The following is a 15,010-nucleotide window of genomic DNA, read 5'->3' as shown; positions in this document are numbered from 1 at the left end:
ACTGGTTCGAGCGCAAGCGCAGCAAGACCGTTTCCAGGCTTTCCGGCAACAGATACGCCAGTTTCGTATTGATATCGGCCCGCGTATAGGCCGACGTGGCCGCATCGGACGCGAGCTCGCGCGCCACAGCCTGCGCCAGCCAGCCGTGATCCGCGTCCGGCGGCACGGGCAGCGCGCGCACGGCAAGCAGGCTGCCGGCATGCACCACGCCCAGGGTCAGGGTAGAGTCCTGCAACTGCCCCAGCCAGGCGCCCGGCCTGAGCGCGCCTTGCCAGCGGTTCCAGTGGCGCACGAACTGCGGCGTGATAAAGAGCAGCGGCAGCTTGCGCTGCGCGGCCACGCGCGTCAGCTGCGCCAGCAGCGCGCGCGGCACGGCGCAAAAGAACGGCGCGCGCGCTTCCCAGGCGCGGCTGCTGTGCCACAGTCCCGGCGCATCGCCATACAGGGCGTGGAAACGCAGCGCGGCGGCCGCCTCGATATCGGCCAGGCGCGTGGCACCGTGCGGCAGGTCCACCTGCCACAGGCGCACGAGCGCATCGTCAAGCACCACGGACAAGGGCCAGCCCGCATGTTCGCCCGCCGGCAATAGCTGTTCCAGCGCCTGCCCCAGCGCGGCAAAATCGCCGTGCTGACCGAGGTCTGGCGCATGCGCCGCCTCGCCCAGCAAGGTCCAGGCAGGTGCGCGCCAGCGGCTGGCGCGCCACAGGCTCAAGCCATCCGGCGCCACGCCCAGCCGCAAGCCCTGTCCCAGGCTGAACTTTCCGATACCTCTACGCATGCAGGGTGACCCTCTTGATTTCCGTGATGGTGGTGGCGCCCCGCCTGACCAGTTCCAGCGCCGCCACGCGCAGGCTGCGCGTGCCGTTCGCATACGCGGCCGCCTTGATCTGGCGGATCGGTTTCTTGTCGACGATGAGTTCGCGGATTTCATCCGTCAGCACGAGGATCTCGGCGATCGAACGCCGTCCCTTGTAGCCCGTGCCGCGGCAGTCGCCGCAACCCTTGCCCTGCTTGAACTGGAAGCCCGCCACGTCGGCGCGCGCCAGGCCCACGCTGGCCAGTTCCGCATCGTCGGGCGTGTAGTCGGTGGCGCAATGGGGGCAGTTGGTGCGGATCAGGCGCTGCGCCCAGATGCCGTTCAGGGCCGAGACGAACGCATACGGATCGATGCCCATGTGCGTAAACCGGCCGAAGACGTCGAACACATTGTTCGCGTGCACGGTGGTCAGCACCAGATGGCCCGTAAGCGCCGACTGCACGGCGATTTCCGCCGTCTCGCGGTCGCGGATCTCGCCCACCATGATTTTGTCCGGGTCGTGGCGCAGGATGGAACGCAAGCCCTTGGCAAACGTCAGCCCCTTCTTTTCATTCACCGGTATCTGCAAGATGCCGGGCAGCTGGTATTCGACCGGGTCTTCGATGGTGATGATCTTTTCGCGCCCGTTATGGATTTCCGTCAGCGCCGCGTACAGGGTCGTGGTCTTGCCCGAGCCGGTGGGGCCGGTGACGAGCAGCATGCCGTAGGCCTCCTGCGCCAGCGCGCGCAAGGCGACCAGCGAAGGCGAATCAAAGCCCAGTGCCTCGAGCGTCAGGGCGCCGTAGGCCTCGATCATGGCGCGCTTGTCGAGGATACGGATGACGGCGTCCTCGCCATGGATGCTGGGCATGATGGAGACGCGCAAATCGATTTCGCGACCGCCCGCCTCGACGCGGAAGCTGCCGTCCTGCGGCACGCGGCGCTCGGCGATATCGAGTTCGGCCAGCACTTTCAGGCGCGAGATGATGTGCTCGGCCACTTCGATGCCGTTGACGGACGTGGCGTGATCGAGCACCCCGTCGACCCGGTACTTGACGGCCAGGCCGCCGGCCGTGCTTTCCAGGTGGATGTCCGAGGCGCCCGCCTTCAGGGCGTCGTACAGGGTCGAGTTGACCAGCTTGACCGCCGGGCTGGCCGCTTCCGAGACGCTGGCAAACGACAGCACGGCGGCCGTCTTGCCGTCGCGCCGCGCATCGTTCGCCGCGCCGGGCAGCAGGTTGTCGACGGCGCGCGCCGACTCCTCCTGCTTCGACAGGTAGGCGCCGATGTCGGCCTGCAGCGCCAGGCGGATGCCCAGGGCGCTGCGCCCCGCGCGCGCGCCCAGCCAGGTTTGCAGGTCGAGGTCGAACGGGTCGGCGATCACGCCCACCAGCTGGCCATCGGCGGCGCGCAGCAGTACGCTGTGGCGCGCCAGCGCCAGCGACAAGGGCAGCAGGTCGAAGGCGGGAGAAAACGCCAGCATGTCGGCCGTTTCCAGCACGGCCAGGCCAAACGGGCGCGCCAGCTCCTGCACCACGGCGCGCGCCTCGATGCCGCTCAGTTGCTGCAATTCTTCGACCAGGCTGCGCTTCGATTGCAAGCACAGGGCGCGCGCGCGCTGCATCAGCGCGGGGTCGATGGCGATGGGAACGGAGGCAGTCTGGTTCATGAAATATCGCCGGCAAGATCAAAGATGGGCATGTACAGCAGGATCACGATGGCGCCCACGATCAGGCCGATGGCGGCCATCAGCAAGGGTTCGAAGGTGCGCGTGAAACGGTCGATCCAGCGGCTGATTTCGCCGTCATAAAAGGCCGCCGACTGCGTCAGCATGGGCCCCATGTCGCCCGTGCGCTCGCCCACGCGCAGCATGCGCAGGGAAATCGGCGTCGTCAATTGATGCTGTTCAAACGCGGACGACAGGGGCTGGCCCGCCTCGATGGCCGCGCGCGCCTGCTGCAAGGACGCCTGCATGCGCGGCGAAACCATTGCCTGCACGGTGGAAATGGCTTGCACGATGGTGATGCCTCCTTCGGACAGCATGCCCAGGGTCAGGTACAGGCGCGACAGTTCATAGATGCGCACGCGCTCACCGATGCCGGGCAGTGCCGCCAGCAGGCGCGCCACACCGCCATTGCGCAGCACGCGGCGCACGGCCGTCACCACGATACTGCCGGCGATAAGCAGACCCAGCAACAGCAGCAGGCCGTGTTCGGTGACGAACTGGCCCCAAGTGAGCATGACTTGCGACATCCACGGCAGGTTGCGCCCGGCGCCCTGGTAGACCTCGGCGAAGCGCGGCACCACGTAGCTGATCAGGAAGGCGCTGACGCCGCCGCCCACGGCCAGCAGGATGGCGGGATAGATGGCGGCGCTGACGATCTTGGCGCGCACCGTGTCGATGCGCTGCTGGTAGTCGATATAGCGCGACAGGGCGCGCGGCAGGTCGCTGGTGCCCTCGGCCGCCTTGACGATGCCGATATACAAAGGGGGAAACAGTTCGGCCTGTTCGCCGAGCACGCTGGAAAAGCGTTTGCCTTCGCGCAAGCCTTCCAGCAGGCGCGTGAGCACGCTGCGCGTGGCGGGCGACGCCTCCTTTTCCAGCAGCGCTTCGAGCGCCTCGACAATGCCCAGGCCCGCGTGCAGCAAGGCCAGCAGTTCCTGACTGAACAGCAGCAGCGGCAAGGCGCGCGCGCGCTGGCGTCCGGCGGCACTGAAGGGCGTGGCCCGCAGCGGCCGGATGGCGCTGACGAACAGGCCGCGCGCCTCGGCCTGGCGGCGCGCGTCGGCTTCGTCGCGGCCATCGATCACGCACGTCGTCAGGGTAGCAACGGCCTGGTCCGTGGAGAGCGCGCGCACTTCAAACTGCATGATGGCGTATCCGTCTGGAGAAAATAGGCGCTGGCGCTATTGCGAGCTGATGTCGGCGTTCTCGCCGCTGCCGCCCGGCTGGCCATCCTTGCCCATCGAGACGATGTCGTACTCGCCCTTGCTGCCGGGCGCGCGGTATTGGTAGGCATGGCCCCATGGGTCGAGCGGCACGGCCTTTTTCAGGTAGGGACCATTCCAGCGCGTGCCGGCGGTGGGCGGCGCGACCAGCAGCGCGGCCAGGCCCTCTTCCGTGGTCGGGTAGCGGCCCACGTCGAGGCGGTAGGTGTCGAGCGATTTTTCAAACGCCTCGATCTGCGCCTTGGCCACCGTCACTTCCGACTTGCCCAGCTGGGCGAAATACTTCGGCCCCACGTAGGCGGCAAGCAAGCCGATGATCACAATGACCACCAGCAATTCTAGCAATGTAAAGCCACGCGCCTTGCGCGTTGCCGCCAAGTCCTGCCTGTGTGCTGCATGCATCCGGTAACTCCTTATTGCCTACCTTTAATTCATTGCGCCGCTGTACGCCGCTGATGGCCACGCACTGACGGCACGCGCTTGCCCGATGCATGTCAGCCTACCATGCCGATTATGGTTAATACAATCTTTTCTTTGTACTGTGAACAACAAATTCCCGGGGAAACCATCAGCGAAGGGCGAAACCGCCACACGGCGCCGTTCTGAACAACCTGATGTATTTTTCAACTATTTTCAGTGCGGAAACTAACTACTGTTGGTTACTATCCCATAGTGATTGATGAATTTTATTCATTCATTATTTGTAACTTTCAAATTAAATTTGAAATAATTTCAAACAATGCAATTGCCTCTTTTGCTATAGTAAAAATCAATTTTCTACGCATTGGTCTTGCCCAGCTGCGCAGAAAAGAGCATCCAAGACGCAAAACATATTGCATCCGACATAATCACCAAGGGAAAATTCATGACTCGTATTGTGCATTCGAAGGCCGCTGCCAAAGCTGGCCCTTTCTCCGCCAAGCAGCTGACTGGTGCCGCCATCCTGGCCCTGTCCGCCGCCTGCGCCCCCGCCGCTATCGCGGACGTGATCAACTTTAATAATGTCGATAACCAGTTTGTCGGCCATGGCGATGCCTTTGAACTTGGCAACTTCGTGCTGACGGGCGCTTCCAATGCGGCCGGCGCCGCCTATGGCGACCTGGTGGGCGCGGTGCTGGACGGAACGGACCCTGCCGCCTGCGGCATGGCTTGCCCGACCAACAATACGAGCAATTACTACGCGGCCCTCAACGATGGCATCGTCTACCTCGACCCGCTGCGCGCGGGCGGCAGCGTCAGCCTGCAGGGTTTCGACGCCAGCTTCATCGGCTACGCCCAGGGCGCCAGCTACCCGGCCGTGGCCGGCCTGCTGCGCGTGCAAGGCTTCTATGCGGATGGCTCTTCCCTGTATGAAACATACCAGCTGGGCGGCCCGCTCGGCGGCGACTTCCAGTTCCAGCGCTACAACACCAGCGCCAGTTTCGGCAGCCAGCAGTTCGCCTCGCTGGCCTTCTTCGGTTTCACTTGCAACACGGCCGGCAGCTGTAACGCCTTCAACAGCAACAAGGGCCAGTTTGCGCTCGACAATATCGTTGCCTCGGTACCGGAGCCATCGACCTACGCGATGATGCTGCTGGGCCTGGCAGGCATCGGCTTCGTGGCGCGCCGCCGCCGTCAAGCCTGATCCACCGTTCGCCTCCCGCACCCGTACCTCTACCCGTTTACCAGGAAATTCCATGACATTCCGTCCCGCTTTGCGTCCCATTTCGCTAGCCGTGCTGAGCCTGTTTGCCAGCCTGAGCATCCAGGCCCACGCCGATGACCTGCGCCGCCCCTACATCGTGCAGCTGACCGATAAACCAATCGCTTCCTACGCCGGATCGGTGGAAGGCCTGGGCGCCACCCAGCCGGCCGCCGGCGGCCGCCTCGACCTGGCCAGCGCGGAAGTGCAGCTGTACGGCGACTACCTCGAACAAAAGCAAGCCCGGGTCCAAGCCCTGGTCGCCGCCGCCCCGGTGCAATACCAGTACAAGATCGTCCTCAATGGCTTTTCCGCCCTGCTGACCGACGCCGAAGTGCGCCAGCTGCAGGCCAGCGGCGACGTGGCCAGCATCGCTCCCGACGAGCCGCGCACCCTGCAAACGAACTACACGCCAACCTTCCTGGGCCTGGACCAGCCGGGCGGGCTGTGGAGCCAGCTGGGCGGCAAGCAGCACGCGGGCGAAGACATCATCATCGGCATCGTCGATGGCGGCGTGTGGCCGGAAAACCTGTCGTATGCGGACAGGGTCGACGCCAACGGCACCCCCACCTTCGATCCGAACGCCAGCCTGGCCTATGGCGCGCCGCCGGCCGCCTGGAAAGGCATCTGCCAGACGGGCGAAGGCTTTAGCTCCGACCACTGCAACAACAAGCTGCTGGGCGCGCAATACTTCAATGCCGTGCGCCTGACCGAGACGGACAAGATCCAGCACTGGAGCGAATTCACCTCGCCGCGCGATTCCGTGGGCGACCCGAGCGGCGAAGGCGGCCACGGCACGCACACCTCGTCCACCGCGGGCGGCAATGCGGGCGTGCCCGTGACGGCGAACGGCGCGCGCCTGGGCGCGATTGCCGGCGTGGCGCCACGTGCCCGCCTGTCCGTCTACAAGGTCTGCTGGTCGTACAACCTGGCCACCCAGCCGACGGGCGCGAAGAACGGCTGCTATGGCGGCGACAGCGTGGCGGCGATCGAAAAAGCCGTGCAGGATGGCGTGCACGTGATCAACTATTCGATCAGCGGCGGCGGCACCGTCAACGATCCCGTCGAACAAGCCTTTTTGCATGCCTCGAATGCAGGCGTGTTCGTTGCGGCCTCCGCCGGCAACTCGGGACCGGCCAACACCGTGGCCCACGTCAGCCCCTGGATCACCACCGTGGCCGCCTCGACGCATAACCGCGCCAACCAGGCCAACGTGACCTTGAGCAACGGCGCCAGCTACACGGGCGCCTCGCTCAACTACGACCCGCTGCCGGCGACCACCCTGATCCGCGCACAGGATGCGGGCCTGCCCGGCGCCGACGCGCAAAAACTGGCCCTGTGCTACCGCGCCGGCGACAACGGCGGCGTGGCGCTGCTGGATCCGGCCAAGGTTGCAGGCAAGGTCGTCAGCTGCCTGCGCGGCACCACGGCGCGCACCGACAAGGGCGTCGCCGTGCTGGAAGCGGGCGGCGCCGGCATGGTGCTGGTCGACACGGGCATCGGCCTGGTGTCCGATCCGCACGTGCTGCCGGCCGTGCACGTGAGCGCTGCCGATGGCGCGCTGATCAACGCCCAGGCACAAACGCGCGCCGGCCGCGACATCGCGCGCGCGGAACACAACCTGGCGGCCGCCAACGCCAGCCTGGCTGCCACGCGCGACCAGCTGCTGCCGTCGTTCAAGCTGACGGCGGTGGGCGGCGGCCAGGCCACGACACTCACCGATTTCCTGCATGGGCCCACGGCCCTGTGGCGCCTGACGGCATTGGCGGCTGGCCCATTGTTCGATGGCGGGCGCGTGCAGGCGCAGACGGATGCGGCCGGCGCGCAGCGCGACCAGCTGGTGTACACCTATGAAAACGTGGTGCGCAATGCCTTCGCCGAAACGGAAAACAGCCTGGGCGCCATCTACCGCCTGCAGCAGCAAGCGGTGGAAAACGATGCGCGCCGCGCCACTGCGGCCGATACGCTGCGCATCGCGCACAACCGCTACCGCAATGGCTACGCATCCTATCTGGAAGAACTCGACGCCCAGCGCACCCTGTACAGCGCCGACGTGGGACTGCTGCAACTGAAGACGCGCATCCTTGTCGCCTCGGTTGACCTGTACCGCGCCATGGGGGGCGGCTGGCAGGCCAGCGCGCCATAGCACACGCGTCCCGGCATGACGCCCGGGGGCGGCCAGTGTAATATTCTCACCAGGGATAGCGGCGGCATGGTGCCGGCCGCTCCCATCACGAACGAGGTTGCGGCATGACGATTTTTGGCATAGGCATTCACATTCTGATCGCATTGTTCTTTGCGATCCATGTGGTGCGCAACGGGCAGCAGCTGTACTGGCTGCTCATTTTATTCATGTTCCCGCTGCTGGGCAGCGTGGTGTATTTCTTCGCCATCTACCTGCCCAACTCGCGTCTGCCGCAAGGCGCGCGCAAGGTGGCGTCAGTGGCGGTGCAGGTGCTCGACCCGAACCGCGAACTGCGCGAGGCGAAAGCCGCCTTCGAGTACACGCCGACGGCGCAGAACCAGATGCGCCTGGCCAGCGCGCAGCTTGAAGCGGGCAACCCGCAGGAAGCGGCAGCGACGTATGAAGCATGTTTGCAGGGGGCGTTTTCATCGGACCTGGAAATCCGCCTGGGCGCGGCGCGCGCCTACCTGGAAAGCGAACGGGGCGCCGAAGCGCTGACGCACCTGGCATTCATCCGCCGCAGCGATATGCATTTTCGCCCGGAGATGGTATCGCTGCTGACGGCGCGTGCGCTGGCGCAAAGCGGGCGCCAGGCGGAGGCGAAGGCGGAATTCGACGATGCGCTGACGCGCTATAACAGCTTCGAGTGCCGCGCCGAGTGCGCGATCTGGGCACTGCAGCAGGGCGACAAGGTGCTGGCCGAGCGCCTGTGCGCGGACATCGACAGCGCCATGGCCCGCTGGAGCAGCCATACGCGTTCGATGTATGGGCCGCTGCTGGCGCGCCTGGAGGCGGCACGCAGGTAGCTCGCTTGCGTGGGGTCTGACCCGGCGGGTCTGACCCCTGGCCTGGTCCTGCTAAATGCCAGGCACCGGGTTCTTTCCCTCGACCAATTTATATGCCTTGCCATCGTAGCCATAGCGCGCGTGGCCGTTCAGCGGCGTGGCGATGCGCGGCGGGTCTTCGTCCGGCTTGACCGTGACGCCGGGCTTGATCTTCTCTGACGCACCCTTGAAGTCGATCAGCAGGTCATCGTAGGCGCCGCCATCGCGCGCGGCGGCGAAGCGCCACTTGCCGTCGACCATCCAGCATTCATCCGTGTCCGGTCCGCAGGCGCCCATATTGTCCGAGTACAGGTCGATGCCGCCATCGAGCGCGGTCACCTTGCCGTCGCCGATTTCAAACAGCGCCAGTTGCGTGATGGTGTAGCCCTGGCCCGTGTAGCCGTGGCGGATCGCCAGGCCCGGCTTGTTCGCGCCCAGCGTGACCCAGTGGACTTCGCCGAGCTGCCCCGATGAACCGAGGCCGGCGATGTTTTCCAGGCGTTTCACGACCTGCCACTGGCCGTCTCCCGGCTGGCCCTTGGGCGCCAGGAAAAAGACGTTCAACAGTCCCGGCGAGGCATGCGCCGATTCGGCCGTGCCTTCCGTGTTTGCCGTTTCCGCATTCGCCACCAGGATGGCGCGGCCATCGGGCAGCAGCTTGTGGCTGACCGCACTGACCACGTAACTGAGCTTGTCGATATGCTTGTCCGGGTCGGGCAGGTCGGCCAGCGCATCGTCGCTGTCGTCGCGGTAATCCTTGCCGAAGACGGCGCGCATCATGCCCGCCTCGCGCTCGCGCGCCTGGGGCGTGTTCATCTCTTCCGTCTTTGGGGCGGTGGCGGACGGCGGGCGCACTGACTCGGACGATGCGTCCGATGCCGCCGCTGCGGCAGCGTCAGCGGCAGGGGAACTGGCGGCGACGTCGGCAGCCGTGTCGGCGGCGCGGCGCCGGCGGGAGCGGTTTTATCCGAACAGGCGCCGAGCAGGGTCGTGGCCAATAGCAGGGCGAGCGGGGTACGGTATTTCATAGGCAGGGCAGCGTGCATTCATTAACGATGGGCGCAGTATGCCAGATAGACGCAAGCGAGGGAGCGCGGCCTGCTGGCCGGTCCCTCGCTTCCTTGCCCGCAGGGGGCGATTTTACAATCAGATGCGGCGCTTACTTTTCCAGCGCCACCTTGCCGTCGTCATGCGCCGGCGCCTTGTGGCGGCGCAGTGCCGCCACGCCGCGCTTGAGCAGGTGCTCGAGGTCGTCGATGTAAGTGAACACGGCAGGCACCACCAGCAGGCTCAATAAGGTCGAGGTGATCAGGCCACCGATGACGGTAATGGCCATCGGCGAACGGAAGCTCGGGTCGGCGCCCCAGCCCAGCGCCAGCGGCATCATGCCGGCGCCCATGGCGATCGTCGTCATCAAAATCGGCCGGCTGCGCTTGTGGCAGGCGTCGACCAGCGCGTCGAAGCGGTTCATGCCCGCCTGGCGCGCCAGGATCGCATAGTCGACCAGCAGGATCGAGTTCTTCGTGACGATCCCCATCAGCATGATCAGGCCGATCATCGACGGCATCGACAGGGCGCTGCCCGTGATCAATAGGGCCACGAAGGCGCCACCGATCGACAGCGGCAGCGCCGCCAGGATGGTGATCGGCTGCATGAAGTCCTTGAACAGCAGCACCAGCACGCAGTAGATGCATAGCACGCCAATCAGCATGGCCAGGCCGAAGCTGGCGAACAGCGAGGCCATTTCCTGCGCGTCGCCCAGTTCCGCGATCTTCACGGCAGGCGGCAGGTTCTTCATCGACGGCAATGCGCGTGCTTCCTCGTTCAATTCGCCCAGGGTGCGCGAGCCGAGTTCCACGTCCAGGGTCACGTTGCGGCTGCGGTTCAGGCGGTCGATCTGCGCCGGGCCGCTTTCCATCGTCACGGTCGCCACATTCGCCAGGCGCACGGGGCCGTTCTTGCCGGGCACCGTCAGGCGCTCGATGGCGGCCAGGTCGGCGCGCACGCTGTCGGGCAGCTTGACGCGGATCGGTACCTGCCGCTCCGGCAGGTTCATTTTCGTCAGGTCCGTATCGTAGTCGCCGGCCGTGGCGACGCGCACGGTTTCGCCGATGGCCGCCGCCGTCACGCCCAGGTCGGCCGCTTTCGCAAAGTCGGGGCGCACGATGATTTCCGGGCGCACCAGCGAGGCGCTGGAGTTGACGTTGCCGATGCCTTTCAGGCCGCGCAGTTCGCGCTCCACCTTTTGCGCCGCCGCCATCAACGCCACCGGATCTTCCGAGCGCAGCACCAGCTGCATCTTGACGCCCGTGTCGGGCGGACCGACGGTGAAGCGGGCGCCGGGAATGCTGTCGAGCTTGTGGCGCAGCTGCGTTTCCAGGCCGGCCATCGATTCCTTGCGATCCGTGCGGTGCACGGTGGTCAGGGTCAGCACGGCACGGCGCGCCTCGGCTGCGGCGCCGGGAGCGAAGGCGTCGCCGCTGGAGCCGCCGCCGATCGAACTGAAGACTCCCTTGATGCCGGGAATCTGCATGGCTGCATCGCGCGCCATCGCCGCCACGGCCTGCGTTTCCGCCAGGGTGGAGCCGGGCGGCAGTTCCAGGTTGATCTGCGTCTGCGCGCGGTCGGCGGCCGGCACGAAGCCCGTCGGCAGCAGCGGCACGAGCGCGATGGAGCCGACAAAGAACAGGGCCGAGGCGATGGCCGTGATGCCACGGTGTCGCAGGCACCAGCGCATGACGCGCAGGTAGCGCGTCATCAGCCAGCCATCCTGTTCTTCCTTGTGCGGCAGCGGCTTCAAGATGTAGGCCGCCATCATTGGCGTGAGCAGCCGCGCCACCACCAGCGACGCCAGCACGGCCAGCACGGCGGTCCAGCCGAACTGTTTGAAGAACAGCCCGGGAATGCCGCTCATGAAGGCCGTCGGCAGGAACACGGCCACCAGCGCGAAGGTGGTGGCGATCACCGCCATGCCGATTTCATCGGCCGCTTCCATCGCCGCTTCCATCGGCGACTTGCCCATGCGCAGATGGCGCTCGATGTTTTCGATTTCCACGATGGCGTCGTCGACCAGCACGCCGACGACCAGGGCCAGCGACAGCAGGGTGACGGTGTTGAGCGTGTAGCCGAACCAGTAGATGCCGAGGAAAGCCGGCATCACGGACAGGGGCAGGGCGGCGGCAGCCACCAGGGTGGCGCGCCAGTCGCGCAGGAACCACCACACCACCAGCACGGCCAGCAGCGCGCCTTCGTACAGCAGCTCCATCGAACCGTCGAAGTTTTCCTCGACGGGGAAGGCATTGTCGATCGACTGCTGCAGCACCACGCTGGGGTTTTCCTTCTGCAGGTCGGCGATGGCGGCGCGCGCGCCGTTGGCGACGGCCACTTCGCTGGCGCCCTTGGTGCGGAACACCTCAAAGGCGACGACCGTCTTGCCATCCTGCTCGGCCAGCGCGCGCGGTTCGGCGATGGTATCGCGCACCGTGGCCACCTGCTCCAGGCGCACGTGGCGCCCGTCCGGCAGGGGGATGTCGACCTTGGCCAGTTCATCGGCCGTCTTGACGGTGGCGATGGTGCGCACCGACTGCTCGGCGCCGCTGACGTCGCCCCGGCCGCCAGGCGCTTCGCGCTGTACCAGGCGCAGCTGGCGCGACACGTCGAGCGCCGACACCTTCAGCGCCGCCATGCGGGCCTCGTCGAGTTCCACCTGGATCTCGCGGTACACGCCACCGACGCGGGTGACGGCGCCCACGCCGGGCACCGTCAACAGGCGCTTGGCCACCGTGTTGTCGACGTACCAGGACAGGTCGGGTGCGTCGAGGGGATTGTCGACGCCCGGTTTCGCCGTGGCGATGAAGGTCAGCACCACACGTCCGGCCGTGGATGCCTTGGTGACGGTGGGGTCGCGCAGCTCGGCCGGCATGTCCGCCTTGACGCGGGCGACGGCGTCGCGCACATCGTTGACGGCTTCGGCGATCTGCTTTTCCAGGATGAATTCGACGGTCACCGTGACCACGCCATCGAGCACCTTGGTATAGATGTTCTTGACGCCTTGCAGGGTGGCGACGGAGTCTTCGATCTTGCGCGCCACTTCCGTTTCCAGCTGCGCCGGCGCGGCACCGGGCAGCACGGCGCTGACGGTGACGATGGGCAGTTCGATGTCGGGGAAATCCTGCACCGGATTGGCCTTGTAGGCCAGCAGGCCGGCCAGGGTCAGCAGCGCGAACAGCATGATGGCCGGGATCGGGTTCTTGATCGAGAGGGAGGAAAAATTCATGGCCTCTCCTTATTTTTTCGCCGCGGCCGGCTTGGCTGCTGCCGGTGCCTGTACATTCCGTACCAGGTCGCCGTCATTGAGGAAACCGGCACCGCTGACGACGATGGTGGTATCGGCCGTGATGCCGCCGAGGATCTCGATGCGGTCCGTCAGGCGCCGGCCCGGCTGCACCTTGATCTGGCTGACGCGCTGGTCGGGATTGAGGCGGAAGACATAGCTGAAGCCATCGCGCACGGCAATGGCTTGCTGCGGCACGGTCAGCGCGCCCGAGGTGCCCAGTTCAAATTCGCCGCTGGCGTACATGCCGGCCTTGAACGGCGCGTTGGTGCCCGTGCTGGCCGGCAGGTCGACATAGACGAGGGCCGAGCGGGTCTGCGGGTCGACGGTCGGGGCGATCATGCGCACCTTGCCCGTCAGGACGCTGCCATTGGCCGCCTTTACCTGCGCCAGAGTACCTGGCTTCAGATTCAGCAGCTCGGTGGCAGTTACTTCGGCGCGCCATTCCAGGCGGCCCTGGCGGATCATGCGGAACAGTTCCGTGCCGGCGCCCACGACCGAGCCGACGGTGGCCGAGCGCGAGGAGATGACGCCGCTGTCGGGCGCCAGCACCTGCGTGTATTTCAGGCGCAGCTGCTGCGACGCCAGCTGCGCCTTGGCGGACGCGATGCGCGCGTTGGCCGTCTGTTCGGCCGTCAGGTACTGGCTGATCTGCTGGGCGCTGATGGCGCCCGTGCTTTGCAGCGAGCGGGCGCGCTGCGCGTTGGCGGAAGCTTCGGCGGCATTCGCTTCCGCTTCCAGCACGGCGGCCCTGGCCTGCGCCACGTCGGCGTTCACGGTGTCGTTCGAGAACACGGCCAGCACCTGGCCGGCGCGCACCACGTCGCCGACATTCACGCGCACTTCCGTCAGGCGCAAGCCGTTCGATTCGCTGCCGATGACGGCTTCCTGCCAGGCGGCCACGTTGCCGTTGGCGCTCAGCTTGATGGGCAGGCTGGCCGTCTGCGGCTTGGCCGTGGTGACGGTCAGCGCCGGCTTTTGCGCCGCGTTCTTGTCTTTGGCGTCGTCGGCCGCCGTGGACGACGGGGCATACAGGGCAACGCCCGCGCCCAGCGCCAGGCAGAGGGTGGCCAGCGCGAAGGCCATCGGTTTCAAGGTCAGTTTTTTCATGTTGTCTATCCGTCAGGGTGCGTTGTTGGCGATGGCGCTGCTGCTGTTCCAGCCGCCGCCGGCGGCGCGGTACAGCGCCACCCAGGCGGCGCTGCGTTCGCGCTCGAGGTTGACCACCGTGTTTTCGGCGGCCAGGCGCGTGCGGCGCGCGTCTTCCAGTTCGATCAGGCTGGCCAGGCCATTCTTGTAGCGGTCTTCGGTGGCGACGAACGAGACGCGGTAGCCTTCGAGGGCCGTCTTTGCGTGGCCGCTGCGCGCGTCCGTGCTGGCCAGGTTGACCAGCGCCTCTTCCACTTCACGCACGGCCTGGCGCACGCCGGCGCGGTATTTCACCACCGCCTCGTCGTAGCGCGCCGTGGCGGCGTCGACCTGCGCGCGGCGCGTGCCGCCGTCGAAGATGGGCAGGCTGACGGCCAGCGGGCCGATGCTCCAGGTGCTGGCCGTGATGCTGGTGCCGCCGGAACGGATATTGCCCTTGCCGATGGAGCCGGCAAGGCTCAGGCGCGGATAGCGCTGCGCCTGCGCGCCGCGCACTTCAAAGCTGGCGGCCGCCACTTCCCGCTCGGCGCTGTAGATGTCAGGGCGCTGGCCCAGCGTCTGCGCCGGCAGTGCCGCGATGGCCACCGGCGAGGGCGCGACAAAGGGGCTGGCGGCCAGCTTCTGGCGCAGGCTGTCTTCCGGCATGGCCGACAGGGCCACCAGGGCTTTCACGCTGACGTCGCAGGCGGCGCGCTGTTCGATGGCGCGGCTGGCGCCTTCGGCGGCGCTGGCGCGGGCCAGTGACGCGTTGGCGGGTGCCTGAAAGCCGGCGCCGGCGCTCAGCTCCGTCAGGCGCGCCGTATCGCGGCGCGAGGCGGCATCCTGTTCGGCCACGTCCTGCAATTGCCGGCAGGCGCGCAAGGCGTAGTACTGGTTCGCCACTTCGGCGGCGACGGAGACGCGCGCGTCGTGCCAGCCAGCGCGGGCGCTGTCGTAGCGCTCCTGCGCGGCGTCACGCGTGGCGCGGTTGGCGCCGAACACGTCGATTTCCCACGACGCCTGCAGCGCCGCCTGCGATGTGGTGCCACCGGGTTGCGCCGACTGCTGGCTGGTGCGCACCACGCTGCCCGTGGCATCGAGCGTGGGCGCCAGC

General features: G+C 66.6%; 11 protein-coding genes. 3 read left to right on the top strand and 8 right to left on the bottom strand.

The window, feature by feature from the left end:
• The 4 genes from JaAD80_RS19650 to gspG all read right to left on the bottom strand — a co-directional run.
• Positions 1-778, bottom strand: a 778-nt coding sequence (locus tag JaAD80_RS19650; RefSeq protein ID WP_146012440.1) for a hypothetical protein, incomplete at its 3' end; no start/stop codon positions are given.
• On the bottom strand, positions 771-2,465 hold the full coding sequence (locus JaAD80_RS19645) for a GspE/PulE family protein (protein ID WP_102296521.1): 1,695 nt from the start codon (positions 2,463-2,465) through the stop codon (positions 771-773). The genes JaAD80_RS19645 and JaAD80_RS19650, both read right to left, overlap by 8 nt.
• Entirely contained in the window at positions 2,462-3,667 is a 1,206-nt protein-coding gene (locus JaAD80_RS19640; protein WP_102296520.1) for a type II secretion system F family protein, read from the bottom strand. Before JaAD80_RS19640 ends, JaAD80_RS19645 begins: the two co-directional genes overlap by 4 nt.
• 36 nt (positions 3,668-3,703) lie before the next feature.
• Positions 3,704-4,147, bottom strand: a complete 444-nt coding sequence (gene gspG, locus JaAD80_RS19635; protein ID WP_102296519.1) for a type II secretion system major pseudopilin GspG — start codon at positions 4,145-4,147, stop codon at positions 3,704-3,706.
• Between the two features lie 463 nt (positions 4,148-4,610).
• Here gspG and JaAD80_RS19630 point away from each other — a divergent pair, with 463 nt between their 5' ends.
• The 3 genes from JaAD80_RS19630 (at position 4,611) to JaAD80_RS19620 (ending at position 8,417) form a co-directional block, all read left to right on the top strand.
• Positions 4,611-5,369 carry an NF038120 family PEP-CTERM protein gene (locus JaAD80_RS19630; protein ID WP_102296517.1) on the top strand — a complete coding sequence of 253 codons (759 nt, stop codon included), beginning with the start codon at positions 4,611-4,613 and terminating at the stop codon, positions 5,367-5,369.
• Positions 5,370-5,421: 52 nt separating this feature from the next.
• Positions 5,422-7,572, top strand: a complete 2,151-nt coding sequence (locus JaAD80_RS19625; protein ID WP_102296515.1) for a TolC family protein — start codon at positions 5,422-5,424, stop codon at positions 7,570-7,572.
• Between the two features lie 104 nt (positions 7,573-7,676).
• Entirely contained in the window at positions 7,677-8,417 is a 741-nt protein-coding gene (locus JaAD80_RS19620) for a tetratricopeptide repeat protein (protein ID WP_102296514.1), read from the top strand.
• 51 nt (positions 8,418-8,468) lie between these two features.
• Here JaAD80_RS19620 and JaAD80_RS19615 read toward each other — a convergent pair whose 3' ends face one another.
• The 4 genes from JaAD80_RS19615 to JaAD80_RS19600 all read right to left on the bottom strand — a co-directional run.
• A complete protein-coding gene (locus tag JaAD80_RS19615) occupies positions 8,469-9,251 on the bottom strand; it encodes a hypothetical protein (protein WP_102296512.1) in 783 nt (260 codons plus the stop codon).
• Between the two features lie 343 nt (positions 9,252-9,594).
• Positions 9,595-12,711: an efflux RND transporter permease subunit gene (locus tag JaAD80_RS19610; RefSeq protein ID WP_102296510.1), complete on the bottom strand. Its 3,117-nt coding sequence runs from the start codon at positions 12,709-12,711 to the stop codon at positions 9,595-9,597.
• Positions 12,712-12,720: 9 nt separating this feature from the next.
• Entirely contained in the window at positions 12,721-13,878 is a 1,158-nt protein-coding gene (locus JaAD80_RS19605; RefSeq protein ID WP_102296508.1) for an efflux RND transporter periplasmic adaptor subunit, read from the bottom strand.
• Between the two features lie 12 nt (positions 13,879-13,890).
• Positions 13,891-15,010, bottom strand: a 1,120-nt coding sequence (locus JaAD80_RS19600; protein WP_102296507.1) for an efflux transporter outer membrane subunit, incomplete at its 5' end; no start/stop codon positions are given.

The sequence above is a fragment of the Janthinobacterium sp. AD80 genome, from assembly GCF_002878455.1.
Classification (GTDB): Bacteria; Pseudomonadota; Gammaproteobacteria; order Burkholderiales; family Burkholderiaceae_D; genus Janthinobacterium.
The sequence above is the reverse complement of the archived record's forward strand: the minus strand, read 5'-3'. Positions and strand labels throughout refer to the sequence as shown.

Excerpts from the sequence above, each read along its gene's own strand:
- JaAD80_RS19645 (WP_102296521.1), bottom strand. The coding sequence starts at position 2,465 with ATGAACCAGACTGCCTCCGTTCCCATCGCCATCGACCCCGCGCTGATG.
- JaAD80_RS19640 (WP_102296520.1), bottom strand. The coding sequence starts at position 3,667 with ATGCAGTTTGAAGTGCGCGCGCTCTCCACGGACCAGGCCGTTGCTACC.
- gspG (WP_102296519.1), bottom strand. The coding sequence starts at position 4,147 with ATGCATGCAGCACACAGGCAGGACTTGGCGGCAACGCGCAAGGCGCGT.
- JaAD80_RS19630 (WP_102296517.1), top strand. The coding sequence starts at position 4,611 with ATGACTCGTATTGTGCATTCGAAGGCCGCTGCCAAAGCTGGCCCTTTC.
- JaAD80_RS19625 (WP_102296515.1), top strand. The coding sequence starts at position 5,422 with ATGACATTCCGTCCCGCTTTGCGTCCCATTTCGCTAGCCGTGCTGAGC.
- JaAD80_RS19620 (WP_102296514.1), top strand. The coding sequence starts at position 7,677 with ATGACGATTTTTGGCATAGGCATTCACATTCTGATCGCATTGTTCTTT.
- JaAD80_RS19615 (WP_102296512.1), bottom strand. The coding sequence starts at position 9,251 with ATGAACACGCCCCAGGCGCGCGAGCGCGAGGCGGGCATGATGCGCGCC.
- JaAD80_RS19610 (WP_102296510.1), bottom strand. The coding sequence starts at position 12,711 with ATGAATTTTTCCTCCCTCTCGATCAAGAACCCGATCCCGGCCATCATG.
- JaAD80_RS19605 (WP_102296508.1), bottom strand. The coding sequence starts at position 13,878 with ATGAAAAAACTGACCTTGAAACCGATGGCCTTCGCGCTGGCCACCCTC.